Genomic DNA, 17,642 nt, shown 5'->3' with positions numbered 1-17,642 from the left:
GCCCGGACCAGCCAGTCCGGTAGCGGCGGGACCACCTCGTCGTCGTCGTACCGGTACGGCGTCCAGTGCCGCCCCAGGCTGAGCGTCCGCACCGACATCCTGCCCCCGCCGGGCAGCACGATCGACCGCGGCGGTCGCGCGGCGGCCCAGTCCACGCACGCCCGGAGCAGGAACTCCTGCTGCGCGCGGTCCATCCAGTCCGGGACATGGACGGCGCCGGGGGCGAGGATCACCCGCGGACGGTGGATCCCGAAGAGAGGGTCGGTCACCGCGGATCCGCGCCGAGCACTCCCCACGCCTGCTCGGCCAGGGCCGGTGTCGCGGCCGCCACGACGGTCCCGCCGCCCAGTGGCTGCCGCCCGTCCGGGCCGGTGATCACGCCGCCCGCCGCCTCGACGATCGGGATGAGCGCCACGATGTCGTAGGGATTCAGATCCGACTCGACCACGAGGTCCACCCGGCCCGCGGCCAGCATGCAGTAGGCGTAGCAGTCCCCGCCGAAGCGTTGCAGGCGGACCCGCGAGGCGAGGTCGTCGTAGCGCCGTCGCAACCCGCCCTGGTCTCCGAACATCGACGGGTGCGTGGTGTACATGATCGCCTCGGACAGCTCGTCGCACCCGGAGGCGTGGAGGTCGAAGGCCTCCGGACCGTCCGACCGGCGACGCACGGTCGCCCGGCCGTGGACCGCGGAGAAGGTCTCCCCCAACACCGGCTGGTCCATCCACCCCGCCACCGCGCGGCCGTTCTCCACCACTCCGACCAGCGTGCCCCACCCGGCCATGCCCGTCATGAAGGCCTTGGTGCCGTCTATCGGGTCGAGGTACCAGGTGCGCGAGGCGTCGGAGGGGCCGGACTCGCCGTTCTCCTCGCCCACCACCCGGTCCCCCGGCGCCATCGACGAGATCCCGGCACGCAGCAACGCCTCGATGTCCCGGTCGGCCTCGGTCACCGGGTCGTACCCCCGGTCGCCGCCCTTGTCCTCGGCGACCAGATCCTGGAGCTCACCGTGGAAGTGTCGGCGGGCGATCCTGCCGGTGGCGGCGAGCAGCTCGTCGAGATGCTCGATCAGGTCGGGGTCCAGTGGTCGGTCGGGCCTGGCAGTCATGGCCCCATGGTGCATCACGGCCACCGGTCGCACACCCGTTCGCGACGCGAGATCCTCGTTCCCACCCCTCCACCGCCACCCGTCCGGATAACGTGAGCAGACCGAACCGCACGGACGGAGCCGAGAGACGTTGAACGACCTCGTGGACTTCATCTCCACCCGCCGGCTCCAACTCGCCACGGATTCGTGGCAGCACGTCAGCGCGACCGTGCAGGCGGTCCTGCTCGCCACACTGCTGTCGGTCGCGGTCGGTGTGGCGGTCTACCGCAGCAGGGCCGGGTCCGCGGTGGCCACCGGCCTGGCCGCCACCGCCCTGACCGTGCCCTCGTTCGCCCTGCTGGGACTGCTCATCCCCATCCTGGGCCTGGGTGTCCTGCCCACCATGACGGCGCTGGTCATCTACGCGGTGCTGCCGATCCTGCGCAACACCATCGTCGGGCTCGACGCCGTCCCCGCCGCGACGGTCGATGCGGCGCGCGGGGTGGGGATGAGCCGGATGGGAGTCCTGGGCCGGGTGGAGATCCCGCTGGCGTGGCCGTCGATCCTCGCCGGGATCCGTGTGTCCACCCAGATGTCCATGGGCATCCTCGCCATCGCCGCGTACGCCAAGGGACCCGGGTTGGGCAACCTGATCTTCGCCGGGCTCTCCCGGGTGGGGACTCCCACCGCCCTGCCGATGGCGCTCACCGCGACCGTCCTCATCGTCGTCCTCGCGCTCGTCCTCGACGCGCTCCTCGTCCTGCTCGGGCGCCTGACCATCAGGGGGAACCAGTGACCACACCCGCCGCACACGAGTCCGGCGCAGTGTCCGGCGTGCCCATCGCCCTGGACGACGTCACCAAGATCTACCCCGGCCAGGAACGGCCCGCCGTCGACCACGTCTCGCTCGAGCTCCCCGCCGGGCGCACCACCGTGTTCGTGGGGCCGTCCGGCTGCGGCAAGACCACCACGATGCGGATGATCAACCGCCTCATCGAGCCGTCCTCGGGCACCATCACGATCGACGGCCGGGACAACCGGACCCTCGACGCCGACACCCTCCGACGCCACATCGGCTACGCGATCCAGGCGTCCGGCCTGTTCCCGCACATGACGGTCGCCCAGAACGTGGGGACCGTGCCCCGGTTGCTCAGGTGGAGGAGATCGCGCATCTCCGACCGCGTGGACCAGATGCTGGAACTGGTGGGCCTGGACCCCGCCGATTACCGCGACCGCTATCCCGCACAGCTCTCCGGCGGCCAGCAACAGCGCGTCGGGGTGGCACGCGCGCTGGCCGCCGACCCCCCGGTGCTGCTCATGGACGAACCGTTCGGCGCCGTGGACCCCATCACCCGCGCCTCGCTCCAGGACGAACTCATCCGCCTGCAGGAGGATCTGCACAAGACCATCGTCTTTGTCACCCACGACTTCAACGAGGCCGTCCGGCTGGGCGATCGGATCGCCGTGCTCGGTCCCGGTTCCTCGGTCCTCCAGTTCGACTCCCCCGAGGCGATCCTCGCCAATCCGGCGGACGAGACCGTCGCCGGGTTCATCGGCGACGACGCCGCGCTCAAGACCCTCACCCTCCGGCGGGTGGGGGACGTGGACCTGGCGGGGGCGACGACGGCGAGGGAGTCGGAGGCTCCCTCGGACTTCGCCGCCCGCGTCCGCGGGACCGACGACGAGTGGGCGGTGGTGCTCGCCGACGACGGGCGCCCCCTGCGCTGGGTCCGGGGTGACCTGGTGGCCGGGATGCCGGACCTGCGTTCGGGTGGTCAGCCGGTGACGGGAACCGTCACGGTCGACTCGACGCTCCAGGAAGCGCTCGACGGACTGCTCTCGACCGCCAGCGCGACCACCGTGGTGGTGGACCGGTCAGGCGCGTACCGGGGGACGATCGGGATCGACGACCTGGTGGCGGAGCTCCGGCGCATCCACCACCACCACAACGACCCTGGCTCCCCGGAGCCCACAGGCCCCGCGGACACCGTGGAGCGCTCGTGAGCGCCGCGACGACCGACTCCGCCTCCCGCGCGGGGTCCCGGGCGGGGTCCCGCGCGGACTCGGCACGGTTGGTGGTGCAGCCGATCGTCATCACCCTGGCCGCGGTGGGCGTGCTGTGGTGGGCCTTCGGGACCGAGCTCGACGAGACCCAGCGGGCCTCGCTCAACGCCTCGTCCATCACCCAACGCACCCTGGAGCACGTCCAGATCACCTTCACCGTGGCCGCGATCGTCGTCGCGGTGGGGGTGCCGTTGGGGATCCTGCTCACCCGCCGCCGGATGGGTTTCCTCGCGCCCGTCGCCATCGGGATCGCCAACATCGGCCAGGCGGCGCCGGCGATCGGCCTGATCGTGCTGCTCTTCCTCGCCACCAACCGCACCGGCTTCTGGATCGGTGTCCTTCCCGTGGCCGTCTACTCACTGCTCCCGGTGCTGCGCAACACGATCGTGGGCATCCGGAACGTGGATCCGGCGCTGATCGACGCGGCGCGCGGGCAGGGCATGACCTCACGACGGGTCCTGCGCACCGTCGAGCTGCCGCTGGCGGTGCCGTTCATCCTGGCCGGGCTCCGGACCACGCTGGTACTGGCGGTCGGCACCGCCACGCTGAGCTTCCTGGTGGACGCGGGCGGACTGGGGATCTTCATCGACACCGGTTACCGCCTCCAGGACACCACCACCCTCGTGGTGGGTTCCGTCCTGGCGGTGTGCCTGGCCCTGCTGGTCGACTGGCTCGGCGGGGTGGGCGAGGTCCTGTTCAACCCGAGGGGGCTGCGATGACCACCGTGAAGCGACTCCTCGCCTCGTGCCTGGCCACCGTTCTCGTGGCGACCGGGTGTGGGCTGAGCGACGGCGGGTCCGTACCGCTGCCCGTGGGCCCCGGGCCGGACGGGACCGTCCCCGCGCTCGAAGGGGTTCGCGTGACGGTCGGCGGCAAGGACTTCACCGAGGGCGTGATCAGCAGCTATCTGGTGGAGTTCCTCCTGGCGGCCGCCGGGATGGAGGTCTCCGACATGTCCTCGCTGGCCGGGTCCAACAGTTTCCGGCAGGCCCTGGTCACCGGCCAGGTCGACATCGGGATGGAGTACACGGGCACCGCGTGGATGAGCTACCTCGGCAACTCCGAACCGGTCCGCGACCCCGAAGCGCAGTGGGTCGCGGTCCGGGACGCCGACCTCGAGGCCCACGACATCCGGTGGCTACCCCCGACCACCGTCGACAACACCTATTCGTTCGCCCTGAACCGGGACACCGCGCAGGAGACGGGCGTCCGCACGTTCTCCGACTACGCCCGGCTCGTCCAGACCGATCCGGAGTCGGCCGTGACCTGTATGGAGACCGAATTCTCCGTGAGGCGTGACGGCTGGCCGGGCCTGGCCGAGGCCTACGGCTTCGACGCCGCCACGGTCCCCGTGCCGATCATGCAGCCCGGGATCATCTACCAGGCCACCGCCACCGGCCGGGAATGCCGGTTCGGGGAGGTCTACACCACCGACGGCCGGATCAAGGGACTCGACCTGGTGGTCCTGGAGGACGACCGTCGCTTCTTCCCCGTCTACAACCTCGCGACGGTGGTCCGGGGCGAGTTCCTGGACGCGCACCCGGAGATCGAGCAGGTTCTCGCGCCGCTCATCGAGGTCCTCGACAACGACGTGATGGTCGACCTCAACATGCGGGTCGACGTCGACGGCGACGATCCGGCACTGGTCGCGAGGGATTTCCTGGTGGAACAGGGACTCGTCTCCGTGGAGTGACCGTCGCCGGTCCGTGCATCCGGCGGCGAGGTGGCGAACAATCGGGGGAGGCACCCGAGGAGGAGACCCATGACCAGGAATCTGCTGTCGTCGCTCCCCAGGTCGGCGGCGCGGCTTCCGCGGATGGCGCCGGACGTGGGCCGGCTCCCGGCCGGGAGGATCGTCACCCTCACCGACGACGTCACCACCAGGCTCTACGACACGGGTGAGGATCACCTGACCCCGGTGGTACTGCTGCACGGGATGGCGGCCACCGGAATGCTCAACTGGTACCAGACCTTTCAACGCCTGCAGGGGGAGTACCGGCTCATCACCTACGATCAGCGGCGCCACGGCATGGGCGACGGTGGCCGGTTCGACTTCGACTCCCTGAGCGAGGACGTACTCCGGGTGGCCGACCACCTGGAGCTGGACCGGCCGGTCATCGGCGGGTACTCGATGGGCGGGATCGTCGCCCAACTCACGGCCCGGCGGGACCCGTCCCGGCTCGGGGGTCTGGTGCTGGCCGCGACCGGGACGGGCGCCCAGCGCAACGCCCTGGAGAGGATCACGCTCGGCTCGTTGACGCGCGGGGCGCCCGCCCTCAACGCCGTACCCGTCGAGGTGGCCAGACAGATCGACGACGAGGTGCCCGGCGCCTACACCTGGGCGATACGCGAACTGGCCTCCGTGCCCCTCGCCACCCACCGGACCGTGATCGCGGAAGTGGCCCGGTTCAACTCCACGTCGTGGCTCCACGAACTTGACCTCCCGGTCGCGATCATCAAGACCATGCGCGACATCGCCTTCCCCCGGTGGATCCAGGACGAGATGGCCGATCTCCTGCCGCACAGCGCGGTGTTCCCGATCAGCGCCGGTCACGCGGCCTGCGCGACGCACCCCGGGAGGTTCGCGCGTCGGATGCGCACGGCGCTCGGCTGGGTGGTGTCCAACAGGCACTGAGTGCGGTCCGGGAGCGGCGCCGACGCCACGGTCCGGGCGCCTGTCCGGTCGGCGGGACTAGAGCGCCGAGTACCGCACCGCGGTGATGACGAAGACCACGATCGCGATCCCGCCGAGGACGACGCCGGCCAACCCCCGCCGAGGGTCGGGTTCCTCGTTGGTGAGCCACCCCGTGGGCCATCGCGCGAGCAGCCCGAACGCCACCGCCATCAACGCGGCGAGGAACGCGATGATGTTGAGCAGGGGAACCCAGGACAGCGCGAGGGAACCCGCCCCCAGCACCAGTGCCCGGGTACCCAGATCCATGCTCCCGGACGGTCTCCTCCTCGGCATCCTCGTCGAGTCCTTCCTCTGCCGGCCGGGCTCGGAACGGGGGCGCGTCGGCATGGGACGAGTCTAACCGCGCGCGTCCGCACCCCCGTCTCAGCTCAGGAACTGGCCGTCGACGAAGCCGGCCAGCAGTACCGCGAACCCGCCCATCTCACCCACGATGAGTGCCACCATGCCGACGTGCGTCGCAGGCGAGGCACCGTCGAACTGGTTGGTCGTGTCCTTCAGGGCACCGTGCACGATGTAGCTGGCGATCGCCACGACGAAGAAGAACACCAGGACCCCGGCCGCGGCGAGGTTGACCCAGGTCGGCCAACTACTCAGCTCCACGAACACGGCGATGAGCAGCGTCGCGAAGGAGTACAGCAGGGCCGCCCGGTGCGCGATGTCGACGTACGGGTGCGCGAGGTGGTCGGCGCTCGTCGCCATCTGCCGGTATTTCCACACCCCCAGCCCCAGGGCCAGCAGGAAGATCAGCCCGGCGGCGAGCAGCGTGAGCCGCGTGTCCGGGCCGAGTTCGACCGTCGCCGCCGACAGGAGGTGGGAATCGAGGGGGTCCATGGGTCCTTCCGAGGGCGCCGGACGGCACCGCCGTCCTTCGTGACAGCTCCGACCCTAGGGCAGAGCGCGCTGCCGCGCGGTGACCTCCGGGGGTGCGGTGTCGTCCCTCCCGGAGAGCCACGAGAATGCTCGGTATGCGACGACTACGAGAACTCGCGGGCCGGCCCGACGTCACGACCGATCTCCTGCAGATCGTCAAGAGTGTGATCGCCGCCACCGCCGCGTGGTGGCTGTCGGCGCACGTGCTCAACTCACCCCTGCCGTTCCTGGCGCCCTGGACCGCGCTGCTCACCGTGCACGCCACGGTCCACCGGTCATTGTCCCGCGGAGTACAGACGACTGTGGCGTCCGCGATCGGTGTCGGGATGTCCTTCCTCATCGGCTATTACCTGGGCGTCAGTGTGTGGACCTTCGCGCTGGCGATGTTCGTGGGGCTGGCCGGAGCCCGGATCACCTGGATCAGGGACGAGGGGGTGGCGATCGCCACCACGGCGGTGTTCGTGCTCTCCAGCGGATTCTCCGATCAGCAGCCCCTCCTGCTCGACCGCATCCTCGAGGTCGCCGTCGGGGTGGGGATCGGGGTACTGGTCAATCTGCTGATCATCCCCCCGGTGCGCGACCAGCAGGCGTCCAGCCACGTGGACAGCATCGACCGCCGGCTCGGCGACATCCTCATCGACATGGCCGATGAGTTCTCCACCTCATGGGAGACCGACAACGCCGACGCGTGGCGTCGCGAGATCGAGTCGGTGTCCGAGGAGGTCGAGACGGCGTGGGGGACGGTGAACTTCGCCCGGGAGAGCCGACGCTCGAACCCCCGTCTGATCCGGCGACGCCTCGGTGGCGCACGGCAGGTCGGCGAGAGCGTCGACTACGCGGAGGTGCTGAGCCGCGTCGACGAGGCCGTCTCGCACATGAGGCACCTGATCCGGACCCTCCACGAGGCCACCTACACCGAGGGGCCATGGGACGAGCGTTTCCGCAGCGAGTGGGCCTCGATCGCGCGGGACGCCGGCCGGGCGATCGCCGATCCCGACGCCGAGATGGACTCCATCCACGACAGGCTGATCGGGTTGACGCACTCCATGGCGGAGGACGGCCGACTGCCCCGGGACTCCTGGCCGGTCTACGGTTCGCTGCTCACCAGCATGCTCCACATCGCGCTGCTCATCGACGACGTCGCCTCGGAGCGGCCCGTGCGGTAACCCGCCTAGTGATCGTCCCGGTCGGCCTGGCGCCGCAGATCATCCAGTCTGGCGACCCTCCTGGCGCCGGCGAGTTGCCGATACGAGGATTCGACCAACTCGGCGACCTCGTCCCAGTCCACAGTGCCGGGATGCCCCGCCCCCGCCCCGGGCCGGTCCAGTGGCAACGCCCGCCATCCCCGGACCCCCACGTAGGCGGGCACCACGAAGCGCTCGTCCAGGTCGAGGGCCGGCAGGTCGTCGGGATCGGGGAGGAACAGCAGGGCGCGATCGAGTCGAGACCCCGAATGCTCGCCCTTCACGGCGCCGCCGTAGGTGGCGAAGACCCTGGTCGTGTACCAGTTCGGTCGCCCGTGCGAGATCTTCTCCGCAGCATCCGGAAGGGCCAGGCAGATGCGACGAACCCGGGCGAGCAGTGGATCGGAGTCGTCGAACATGACGGGGTGGCCCACGGCTACAACCTCACGTCGTTGTAGGCCCTCTCGTCCTCGATCGGTTCGAGGTGGGTGGTGATGTGGGAATGCGGAAGCGCGGCGTGGATCTCCTGCTCGACCGTCTCGACGAGGTCGTGGCCCTGATCCACACTCCAGTCACCGGGGACGAGCGCGTGGAACTCGACGAACCTCCACCTGCCGGATTCGCGTGTCCGCAGCTCGTGGAAGTCGACCCGGCCGGGCTGCCGATGCCTGTCCAGCACCTCCTGGATCGCCCGGTTGTCCTCGTCGGGCAGTGTCGCGTCCATCAGCCCCATGCCGGATTCGTGGACCAGCTTGTACCCGATGAACAGGATGTTGAGCCCCACCGCGAGCGCGACGATCGGATCGAGGAACTCCCACCCGGTGATCCACACCAGTGCCACGCCGATCACCACACCGACCGAGGTCACGACGTCTGTCATCAGGTGTTTTCCGTCAGCCTTCAGCGTGGGTGACCGATGCCGTGTCCCCGCCCGGATCAACAGGGCGCCGACGACGCCGTTGACCACCGCGGCCACGACCGAGATCGCGAGACCCAACCCGAGTGACTCGATCGGCACCGGGTTGATCAGTCGCTCGACGCCCGTGTAGAGGATGAACGTCGAGGCGACGAAGATCATCGCGCCCTCGACCCCGGCGGAGAAGTACTCGGCCTTGGAGTGGCCGTACTGATGGTCGTCGTCGGCCGGGCGCTCCGCGACCGTGATGGCGATCAACGCCACCACCGAGGCCACCAGGTTGACCACCGACTCGGCCGCGTCCGAGAGCAGGCCGACCGACCCGGTCACCCACCAGGCCGCCATCTTCAGCGCGATGGTGACGATCGACGTGGCCACCGACAACCACGCGAACTTCTTCAGAGTCGACACGTCGACTCAGCGTAGTCCGACCGCGAGACGACGTCCCCCCTGCCGACCGGCGGATGTCGGTAGGGTCGTAGGCATGCATGGAGGACTTGTCTGGCTCGCAGTAGCGGTGTTGCTCGCCGCCGGTGAGGCGGCGGGGGGCGAACTCTTCCTCATCATGCTCGCCGGGGGCGCACTCGGCGGGGCGGCGGCCGCCGCACTCGGCGCCCCGATATGGGGACAGGCCCTGGCCTTCGCCCTCGTCTCGATCATCCTCGTCGCGGGTGTGCGACCCCTCGTCCGCCGCCGCATGCTGGCCGCGCTCCCCGAGCACGACACCAACACCGCTGCCCTGACCGGACGCGACGGCACCGTGATCGAGTCGATCGGGCCGTCCGGCGGTCTGGTCGAGATCGCCGGTGACACGTGGACGGCACGCCCGCTCATCGAGGGCGAGACGTTCGACGCCGGGGACAAGGTCCTCGTACATGAGATCGACGGGGCCACCGCGATAGTCGTGCGTGGACTCTAGAGCACGCGGGTCAGACACACAGCCGACAGCACGACACAATTGGAGGAAACCATGGAAGGCTTGATCTTCCTCGCCGTCATCGTCATCCTGATCGCCTCGGTGGTGGTGAGTTCCGTGAAGCTCATACCGCAGGCGGAGGCCGCGGTCATCGAGCGGCTCGGGCGATATCAACGGACCGCGAGCGGCCAGCTGACGCTGATCATCCCGTTCATCGACCGCGTGCGCGCCAAGGTGGACCTCCGCGAGCGCGTCGTGACCTTCCCGCCCCAGTCGATGATCACCGAGGACAACCTCACGCTGAGCATCGACACGGTCGTCTACTTCCAGGTCACCGACCCGAAGTCGGCGGTCTACGAGATCAACAACTACATCATCGCCGTGGAGCAGCTCGCCACCACCACCCTGCGCAACGTCGTGGGTGGCCTCACCCTCGAGCAGACCCTGACCAGCCGCGACATGATCAACAAGCAGCTGCGCGGGGTGCTGGACTCGGAGACCGGACGATGGGGCCTGCGGGTGGCCCGGGTCGAGCTGCGGTCGATCGATCCGCCGCCCTCCATCCAGGACTCGATGGAGAAGCAGATGCGTGCGGACCGCGAGAAGCGCGCGACCATCCTCACCGCCGAAGGTCAACGCGAAGCCGCGATCACCACCGCGCAGGGCGCCAAGCAGGCCGCCATCCTCGACGCCGAGGGCAACAAGCAGGCCGCGATCCTGTCCGCCGAGGCCGACCGCCAGTCGCGCATGCTGCGGGCCCAGGGTGAGCGGGCCGCCCGGTACCTCGTGGCCGAGGGTCAGGCCGCGGCCATCGCCCGCGTCAACGCGGCGGTCAAGGCCTCGAAGCCCACCCCGGAAATGCTCGCCTACCAGTACGTGCAGAATCTGCCGGAGATGGCCAAGGGCGATGCCGCGACGATGTGGATGATCCCGTCGCAGTTCGGCGATTCGCTCGAGAACTTCGCCAAGGCCGTGGCCAAGAAGGACGACGACGGGGTCTTCCGCTACGAGCCCGCGGACGTCGACACGGATGCGGATCTGCCGTCCGCGCCCGACGAGTGGTTCGACACGTCCACCGACCCGGAGATCGCCCGCTCCGTGGCCGCCGCGGAGGCCGCCGCCAAGGGGACGACCTCGGTCATGGACGAGGAGCCGCGCAAGGCCAAGCCCAAGCCGGGCGTGTTCGACATGGTGCCGGAGTCCGAGGGCGGGGCCGCCCCCGACGACACGCCCGCCCTCTCCGGGCCGCAGGGGGCGCAGCCGGGTCAACCCACCGGTATCGACCCCGCCGCGGGGCTCGACACCGACCTGCACCAAGGCGGATACCCGCTCGACGAGAGCGGCCGAGACCGTCCCTGAACGGATCCGGCCGGGTTCCGGGCGCCGCCACGACCACTGGAAGTAACATGCCTGTGTGGCACGTAACAGTGGACGCGGTGGCGCCCAGCCACCCGATGAGGAGGACATCCGTCTGATCGAGGCGGCGGCCTCGGTCATCGCCGAGCGCGGCATCAAGGGCGCGAGCACCGACGACATCGCCCGAGCGGCCGGGGTGACGAGGGTGACCCTGTATCGCCGGCTCGGTCCCCGCGAACAGATCCTCCGTGCCCTGTACGCCCACGAGGCACAGCGCCTGATGATGTCGGTCATCGCGCGGTTCACCCCGTTCGAGTCCCTCGAGTGGGACCCCGTCAGACACGTCGAGGACCTTCTCGTCGGCACCGTCTTCGACATCCGGAGAAGCGAGATCCTGCAGCGCATCGTCGAGGTGGACAAGCTCGAGGCCATGGCGATGCTCGCCGGACAGTCCGACTCGGTCCTCGGTGCCATCACCGAGATCGTCGCCGATTTCATCCGGAGCACCTGGAACGCCGATGTGCACACCCGCCCGATGGACGCGGACGAGTTCGACACCCTGTCCCGCGAGGTCGGGAGCGTCGTGGGCCGCTTCCTCCACTCCATCGCCGTGATGCCGGACGGACCGCCGGTCCTCGAGACCGAGGAGGAGATCCGGGAGCTGGCGCGGCGGGCCCTGGTCCCGATGATCCTGCAGCGCTGAGCGGTCTCGGAACGCCGGGTCGCCTCGGAGGGTCGGTCCGCCTCAGAGTGAGGTGGGCACCTTCTCCCCGCCCAGTTCATGGGCCAGCGCGGCCCCGAGGGCGGGATAGCGGAACGGATGTGCGAGATCGCGCAGCACCACCGGGTCGACCTTCTGGTCCGCCAGCGCGAGCTCGTCCGAGCCACGACTGCCCAGCAGCAGACCGGGCGCGAACCCGGGGACCGGGACCACGGTGGGACGGCGGAGCACCGACCCCAGGACACGGGTGAACTGCGAATTGGTGACCGGCTGCGGCGCCACTGCGTTGAGGGTCCCGACCAGTGTGGGGTCGACGACGGCACGGAGGTAGATGTCGGTGAGGTCGTCGAGCGCGATCCAGGACATCCACTGCCGCCCAGAACCCAATCGGCCACCGAGGCCCGTCCGGGTGATGGCGGCCAGGGGAGGCAACAGACCACCCGCTCCGGACAGGACGAGGCCGGTGCGCATGGTCACCACGCGGGCGCGGGACCGGCGGGCGGGCTCGCAGGCCGCCTCCCATTCGGCCACGATCTCGGCCAGGGGCCCGGAACCCGGGCCGGTCTCCTCGGTGAGGGTCCGATCACCGCAGTCGGCGCCGTAGTAGCCGATGGCGGAGGAGCACACCATCGCCGTGGCACCGTCCCGCGCGGCGACGAGCTCGGCGAGTCTGCGGGTGGGCCCGATCCGGCTGTCGCGGACCGCGGCCAGGTGGCGGTCGGTGAACCGGCCCGCGATGGAGGCGCCGGCCAGGTGGACCAGCACGTCCACGCCGTCGAGGAGCGTCGGATCCGGGTCACCGGTGTCCCACCGGCGTTCGTCGGCGCCGCTCGCCGCGCCCCGGACGAGTCGGATCACGTGGTGGCCGGCGACGCCGAGAAGGGCGCACAGCGCGGTGCCGACCAGGCCCGAGGCACCGGTGACCGCCACGGTCAGGGTGCGCCGTCCTCCCGGGTCGGCGAAGTGCCGGACCCGGTCGAGGTCGAGGGCCATCTGGCGGTAGCGGTAGGCGAAGACCGGGGAGAGGAGGGGACCCGGCACGCGGGCGCGGACGCGGTCACCCAGCACGGCGGTACCCTCCGGGCCGGCGGTGACGGTGTGCTCGTGGACCCACCCCGTCAGCCCCGCGTAGGGCTGGGAGACGCAGCGGTCCACGAACCGCTCGCCCTCGACGTACCCGCCGGGGTCGTGCCGGGCGATCCAGCGCGGTCCGAATCGGATCCCCAGGGGCCCGGGGAGCGCGGACCTCGGCTCGAGCACGGCCTCACCGTCCCGCAGGGAATCGGCCTGGCGCACCGGGCGCAGCGACATGAACGGTGGCGAGAGCCGGAGGAAGGCGCCCGGCGAGGCCAGGTAGTCCCACGCCTCGTCCGCGCCGGCCCGGATGGTGCAACGGAGATCGATACTCATGAGGCCGGCTCTCAGGGCAGCAGGCACAGCGGGGTGACGTCGCCCCGCCCGCCGGCCATGGGAACGGTCAGAAACGCACACGACCACCATCCACGCGCGTCGACGACGTCACGGACGGTGGACCACTGCGCCTCGTCGAGCGCGGGCCCGCGGCTCAGCACGAACCCGGAGGACCGGCTCGGGTCGCCGACGATCGCCAGCGAGTAGTCGTCCGCCAGGTAGGTGATCCGGTAGTTGACCGGGCCGTTCTCGTCCTGGAACGGCACCTGCGGGAAATTCACCCGTAGGGAGGCGTTGGTGGCGGTGTCACGGATCGTCGCCTCGCCCTCGATCACCGAATCCGAGCTGAGGGCCGATCCGCAGGAGTTGCGCACCGAGATCGTGTCGGGGGAGATTCGTGCGTACTCGGCGGTCGTGTCGTTGGTGCACTGCAGCGTGTACGGCTGCGGGATCGCGGCGACCTGGTACCAGGTTCCCACGAACCTGTCGGGGTCGACGTATCCGACCTGCTGCAGCTCGGGACCTCCGATCGACCCCACCGCGATACCGTCGGGGACCCTGAGCTGCGAGGACCCCCCGCCGAGGCGGCCTCCGTCGGTCAGGTCCTGGGCCCCGGCCGCGGGGACGCCCACCACCCCGGCGGCCATCAGCGGGACCACGGCCAGTGCGGTGGCGATCAGACGGGACCGGGGACTGCGTGACGGGGTCATGGGTGGGTCTCCTTCGTGTCGGCTGTGCTGGCTGGGGCGGGGTCGTCCGGAGCCGCGCCGGGGGACGCGGAGGCGTGCGGGTCGCCCGGCCACCAGACCCGCTCCCCGACGAGAGTGAACAGTGCCGGCACCACCAGGGTCCTCACGAGGAAGGTGTCCAGCAGGACGCCGAGGGCCACGATCACACCCACCTGGGTGAGAACGATGAGCGGCAGCACGCCCAAGACCACGAAGACCGAGGCCAGGACGATTCCGGCGGAGGTGATCACGCCACCGGTGAGGGCCACGGCCCGGACCATGGCCTCGCGGGTGGAGTGCGTGGCCGCCTCCTCCCGGGCCCGGATGACGAGGAAGACCGAGTAGTCCACCCCGAGGGCCACCAGGAACAGGAAGCTGTACAGCGGGACCGACACGTCCAACCCCGGGAAGCCGAGGATCTGGGTGGTGACGAAGGTCCCGAGACCGAGGGCCGCGAGCGACGAGAGCACCGTCGCACCCAACAGGAGCAACGGGGCGATCAGCGCCCGCAACGCCAGCACCAGGACGGCGAACACCACCAGGAGGATGAGCGGCGCGATCAGTGCGAGGTCGCGCAGGTTGCCGTCGGAGGTGTCGACGGCCTCGGCCACCGGACCGCCGACGATCGCCTCGGATCCCGGCACCTCATCGACCGCGGAGCGCAACGCCACGACGCTGTCCTCGGACCGGTCGGTCGCGGGGGCGGCGTCCAGGGTCACGGTGATGCGGCTCCACCCGGTATCCGATTCCCCGGCCGGCACTGCGGACACGACCCCCTCGACCCCCTGCACGGCCTCGAGGACGTCCGTCTCGGTGCCGGTCCGGGTGAGCACGGTGACAGGATCGGTGACGCCGGCCGGGAAGTGCTCGGCGGCCGTCTCGAGGCCGGCCACCGCCTCGGAGGGCGTGCGGAACTGCTCGGTCTGACTGAGGCCGATCCGGGTTCCCAGCAGCCCGAACGCGAGGATGACAAGGATCAACACACACGAGATGAGGACCCGGGCCGGGCGGGTGACCACTCCGGAGGCGATGCGGCCCCAGACGCCGGACGGCACGTCCTCGCGGAAGCCCTCGGGGGTCGTCGGGACGATCAGACGCCGGCGCTTGCTGGAGCTCGCGTTCGCGCGCCCGGTGTCGCGCCCCGGCCGGGGGACGAAGGGCCAGAACAGGCCGCGCCCGCACACGGCCAGCGCGGCCGGGAGCGCCACGAGGGCGTACGCCAGGGCGACGAGCAGACCGACGGCCGCCGAGATGCCGAGCGACCGATAGTTCGGCAGGGTGGCGAGCAACAGCGTGAGCAGGGCCAGGACCACGGTGATGTTGCTGGCGACGATCGCGGGCACCGCCCCGCGGTACGCGTCGCCCAGCGCCTGGCGACGGTTCTCGGTCTTCCGCAGCTCCTCGCGGTATCTGGAGACCAACAGCAACGCGTAGTTGGTCCCTGCCCCGAACACCAGGACGGAGACGATGCCGGAGGTGGACCCGTCGACGGTCACACCGAGGGCGTCGCCGACGGTCGAGACCAACAGGGAGGCGACCCGGTCGGCGACCGCGATCACGACGAGGGGGACGAGCCACAGGACCGGTGAGCGGTAGGTGATGATGAGGAGCACCGCGACGACCGTCGCGGTCGCGGCCAGCAACCGGAAGTCCGCGCCCTCGAAGGCGGCGGCCGTGTCGGCCGCGAAGGCGGGCCCGCCGGTGAGCTGGGCCTCCAGGCCGGGATCCAGGCCATCGGCGACGGCGGCGCGCATGTCGCGGACCAGCTCACTGCCCTGCTCGTTGGAGATCGACTCGACATCGACCGGCACCAGGACCAGAGCGGCGGCCCCGTCCTCGGACGGGATCGGTCCCTGGGGCGCGGCGCCGACGACCTCCGCCATCCGCTCGCCCGCTCCCACCGCGGCCGCGATCCCCTCCGGGCCGAGCACGTCGCCGTCCTGCCTGGTGACCACCAGCACGGCCGGCACGGATCCGGCGTCGGGGAACTCCTGCTGGATCTGGGAGACGAGGGCGGCCTCGGAGGTGTCCGGCAGCGTCTGGGGAGCCTCCGACGCCCCCTCGGACGAGGCCAGGGCGAACACGGCGCCGGAGACGAGCAGGACGGCCGCGAGGATCATCCACGCCGTGAGCTTCCCCGTCAGCACCCGCACCCAGCCTCCGGAGGTCGCGTGCGTCTCGCCCGCCGTACTCCGAGTCCTCATCGTCTCCCTCGCCCTCACGCGTTGTATTCGGAGAGGAACGCCTCGAGGATGGCGTTGACCTCGTCCGGCCGTTCCATGGTCGGCGAATGCCCCGCACCGGGGATCTCGTGGAACCTCGTGTCGGCGATGAGATCGGCTATCCGGCGCGACTTCTCGGGCGGCGTGGCGGCGTCCTCCGCGCCCACCACGACCAGCGTCGGGGCGATGATCCGGATGGCCTCGTCCTCGCACGGGTCGCGGTCCGCCACCGAGTTGATGGCCCGGACGAGGCCGGCGCGGTCAGTTCGCTCGAGGATCGCCATCCACTCGTCGACCCAGGGGGCCGAGAGGTTGCGGTCGGCGAGCATGATCGGGGCCACCCGTGACCGCAGGGGCCTGATGCCGGCGAGGCGGTACACCTTGGACAGTGTCTTGTACTTACTGCGGTTGGCCGGCTCCTCCGCCGTGGCCGCGGAGTCGAGGAGCGTGAGCGAGTGCACGATCTCTGGGTTGCGGGCAGCGAGCCGCATCCCCACGAAGCCGCCCATGGACAGGCCGACGAAGTTGACCACGGGGATCTGCAGGTGTCGGAGGAGCTCGGAGACGTCCACGGTCAGCGTGTCCATGTCGTATCCGCCGAGCGCGCGGGGCGAGTCGCCCTGCCCACGGAAGTCGACGGCCACGCACCGGTACCTGTCCCGCAGGTGGGCGATCTGGTGCTGGAACATCCACCCCGAGAAGAGCAGACCATGGGCGAAGAACACCACGGGTGCGTCCTCCCGTCCGGCGGGGACGCCGGTGTCGGTGTAGGCGATGGTCGTGTGACCGCGCTGGAAAGTGGGCATCGTGGCTCTCCTGATAGTCGGACGGCCACCGTGTCCGGCCGCCACAGACGTACGTTACGGCGGCCGGCGCCACCTTTTCGTCACCTCGCGTTGATCGGCTGGCGGGTCACCCGTGGGCGGTCGGATGCCCGGTCACCTCAGGGTGATCAGACCCCGAGGGTCCTCCCCTCCCGCAGCCCGCTCCAGGTGCTGGTGCTCGTTGACGGCGATGCAGGTCATCCCGCCGCGACCCACGACGACCCGGGCCACTCCGGTGTTGACGGTCACCCGTTGGAGTCGGGTCCACAACCCCACCACGCCCTCCGGGTCGGCCAACAGGCCCGCGACCGCCAGCGAGATCGTCCCGGCCGAGCTCACCACCACCGTCGTGCGGCCCGATCCGGATCGGGCCGCCGCGTCCGCGATCGCCGACTCCGCGGCAGCCCGGTAGGTGTCGAAGGCCTCGAGCCCAGCCCAGTGCCCGAGCGCGGCGTCGAGCTGACGTTGGAACGCCTGCTTGGCCTCGTCCGAGGCACCGGCCGAATCGAGGGTCCCGTGACCGGCACTGACCCCGGCCACCCGGGCCGCGGTGAGCACCTCGTCGGCGTCGTACTCGGCCCAGCGCTCGTCGCACTCGACCGGGCAGTCCCACCCGGCCCCCTCCCGCAGGCCCTCTCGCAGGCCTTTGACC

The 17,642-nt window shown here is 70.5% G+C and carries 19 protein-coding genes and 1 pseudogene; 9 read left to right on the top strand and 11 right to left on the bottom strand.

Going from position 1 to position 17,642, the window contains the following annotated elements:
* Nucleotides 1-269 (bottom strand): annotated as a pseudogene (locus tag IY392_RS01580) (alpha-ketoglutarate-dependent dioxygenase AlkB); the annotation flags it as partial.
* Nucleotides 266-1,105 (bottom strand): inositol monophosphatase family protein, encoded by an 840-nt coding sequence (locus IY392_RS01575; protein WP_107758250.1) that lies wholly within the window; start codon nucleotides 1,103-1,105, stop codon nucleotides 266-268. The pseudogene IY392_RS01580 and the gene IY392_RS01575, both read right to left, overlap by 4 nt.
* 130 nt (nucleotides 1,106-1,235) lie before the next feature.
* Here IY392_RS01575 and IY392_RS01570 point away from each other — a divergent pair, with 130 nt between their 5' ends.
* From IY392_RS01570 to IY392_RS01550, 5 genes are all read left to right on the top strand, one after another.
* A complete protein-coding gene (locus tag IY392_RS01570; protein ID WP_107757550.1) occupies nucleotides 1,236-1,880 on the top strand; it encodes an ABC transporter permease in 645 nt (214 codons plus the stop codon).
* Entirely contained in the window at nucleotides 1,877-3,088 is a 1,212-nt protein-coding gene (locus IY392_RS01565; RefSeq protein WP_194860348.1) for an ABC transporter ATP-binding protein, read from the top strand. The genes IY392_RS01570 and IY392_RS01565 overlap by 4 nt, the downstream gene beginning before the upstream one ends.
* Nucleotides 3,085-3,867 (top strand): ABC transporter permease, encoded by a 783-nt coding sequence (locus IY392_RS01560; RefSeq protein WP_107757552.1) that lies wholly within the window; start codon nucleotides 3,085-3,087, stop codon nucleotides 3,865-3,867. Before IY392_RS01565 ends, IY392_RS01560 begins: the two co-directional genes overlap by 4 nt.
* Complete coding sequence (locus IY392_RS01555; protein WP_107757553.1) at nucleotides 3,864-4,841, top strand: glycine betaine ABC transporter substrate-binding protein; 978 nt, start codon at nucleotides 3,864-3,866, stop codon at nucleotides 4,839-4,841. Before IY392_RS01560 ends, IY392_RS01555 begins: the two co-directional genes overlap by 4 nt.
* A gap of 69 nt (nucleotides 4,842-4,910) precedes the next feature.
* The gene (locus IY392_RS01550) at nucleotides 4,911-5,783 is read left to right on the top strand and encodes an alpha/beta fold hydrolase (RefSeq protein ID WP_228548886.1); all 873 of its coding nucleotides are present in this window, start codon (nucleotides 4,911-4,913) and stop codon (nucleotides 5,781-5,783) included.
* Nucleotides 5,784-5,840: 57 nt separating this feature from the next.
* On the opposite strand, the gene IY392_RS01545 is transcribed toward IY392_RS01550, so the two are convergent.
* Both IY392_RS01545 and IY392_RS01540 read right to left on the bottom strand, forming a co-directional pair.
* Nucleotides 5,841-6,089: a hypothetical protein gene (locus tag IY392_RS01545; RefSeq protein ID WP_107757554.1), complete on the bottom strand. Its 249-nt coding sequence runs from the start codon at nucleotides 6,087-6,089 to the stop codon at nucleotides 5,841-5,843.
* Nucleotides 6,090-6,206: 117 nt separating this feature from the next.
* Complete coding sequence (locus IY392_RS01540; protein WP_107757555.1) at nucleotides 6,207-6,674, bottom strand: hypothetical protein; 468 nt, start codon at nucleotides 6,672-6,674, stop codon at nucleotides 6,207-6,209.
* 134 nt (nucleotides 6,675-6,808) lie between these two features.
* On the opposite strand from IY392_RS01540, the gene IY392_RS01535 reads away from it, so the two are divergent.
* Nucleotides 6,809-7,879: an aromatic acid exporter family protein gene (locus IY392_RS01535; RefSeq protein ID WP_194860347.1), complete on the top strand. Its 1,071-nt coding sequence runs from the start codon at nucleotides 6,809-6,811 to the stop codon at nucleotides 7,877-7,879.
* Between the two features lie 5 nt (nucleotides 7,880-7,884).
* Here the strand turns inward: IY392_RS01535 and IY392_RS01530 are convergent, their stop codons facing one another.
* The gene (locus tag IY392_RS01530; RefSeq protein WP_107757557.1) at nucleotides 7,885-8,331 is read right to left on the bottom strand and encodes an MmcQ/YjbR family DNA-binding protein; all 447 of its coding nucleotides are present in this window, start codon (nucleotides 8,329-8,331) and stop codon (nucleotides 7,885-7,887) included.
* Between the two features lie 2 nt (nucleotides 8,332-8,333).
* Complete coding sequence (locus tag IY392_RS01525) at nucleotides 8,334-9,224, bottom strand: cation diffusion facilitator family transporter (RefSeq protein WP_107757558.1); 891 nt, start codon at nucleotides 9,222-9,224, stop codon at nucleotides 8,334-8,336.
* A gap of 73 nt (nucleotides 9,225-9,297) precedes the next feature.
* On the opposite strand from IY392_RS01525, the gene IY392_RS01520 reads away from it, so the two are divergent.
* Genes IY392_RS01520 through IY392_RS01510 form a run of 3 tightly spaced genes read left to right on the top strand, consistent with a single transcriptional unit; the run spans nucleotide 9,298 to nucleotide 11,788 of the window.
* On the top strand, nucleotides 9,298-9,732 hold the full coding sequence (locus tag IY392_RS01520) for an NfeD family protein (RefSeq protein ID WP_107757559.1): 435 nt from the start codon (nucleotides 9,298-9,300) through the stop codon (nucleotides 9,730-9,732).
* Between the two features lie 51 nt (nucleotides 9,733-9,783).
* Nucleotides 9,784-11,088, top strand: a complete 1,305-nt coding sequence (locus IY392_RS01515) for an SPFH domain-containing protein (RefSeq protein ID WP_107757560.1) — start codon at nucleotides 9,784-9,786, stop codon at nucleotides 11,086-11,088.
* 55 nt (nucleotides 11,089-11,143) lie between these two features.
* Nucleotides 11,144-11,788 (top strand): TetR/AcrR family transcriptional regulator, encoded by a 645-nt coding sequence (locus tag IY392_RS01510; protein ID WP_107757561.1) that lies wholly within the window; start codon nucleotides 11,144-11,146, stop codon nucleotides 11,786-11,788.
* A 42-nt stretch (nucleotides 11,789-11,830) separates the two neighbouring features.
* On the opposite strand, the gene IY392_RS01505 is transcribed toward IY392_RS01510, so the two are convergent.
* The 5 genes from IY392_RS01505 to IY392_RS01485 all read right to left on the bottom strand — a co-directional run.
* Nucleotides 11,831-13,216, bottom strand: a complete 1,386-nt coding sequence (locus IY392_RS01505) for a TIGR01777 family oxidoreductase (protein ID WP_194860346.1) — start codon at nucleotides 13,214-13,216, stop codon at nucleotides 11,831-11,833.
* 11 nt (nucleotides 13,217-13,227) lie between these two features.
* Entirely contained in the window at nucleotides 13,228-13,926 is a 699-nt protein-coding gene (locus IY392_RS01500; protein WP_107757563.1) for a lipocalin family protein, read from the bottom strand.
* A complete protein-coding gene (locus tag IY392_RS01495) occupies nucleotides 13,923-16,148 on the bottom strand; it encodes an MMPL family transporter (protein ID WP_194860345.1) in 2,226 nt (741 codons plus the stop codon). Before IY392_RS01495 ends, IY392_RS01500 begins: the two co-directional genes overlap by 4 nt.
* A gap of 14 nt (nucleotides 16,149-16,162) precedes the next feature.
* On the bottom strand, nucleotides 16,163-16,972 hold the full coding sequence (locus IY392_RS01490; protein ID WP_107757565.1) for an alpha/beta fold hydrolase: 810 nt from the start codon (nucleotides 16,970-16,972) through the stop codon (nucleotides 16,163-16,165).
* Nucleotides 16,973-17,104: 132 nt separating this feature from the next.
* On the bottom strand, nucleotides 17,105-17,642 hold a 538-nt coding region (locus tag IY392_RS01485), incomplete at its 5' end, for a phosphoglycerate mutase (protein ID WP_194860344.1).

Source organism: Dietzia sp. SYD-A1, from assembly GCF_015356725.1.
Taxonomy (GTDB): Bacteria; Actinomycetota; Actinomycetes; order Mycobacteriales; family Mycobacteriaceae; genus Dietzia.
Note: the sequence above shows the minus strand (reverse complement) of the source record. Positions and strands in the feature narration are given on the sequence as shown.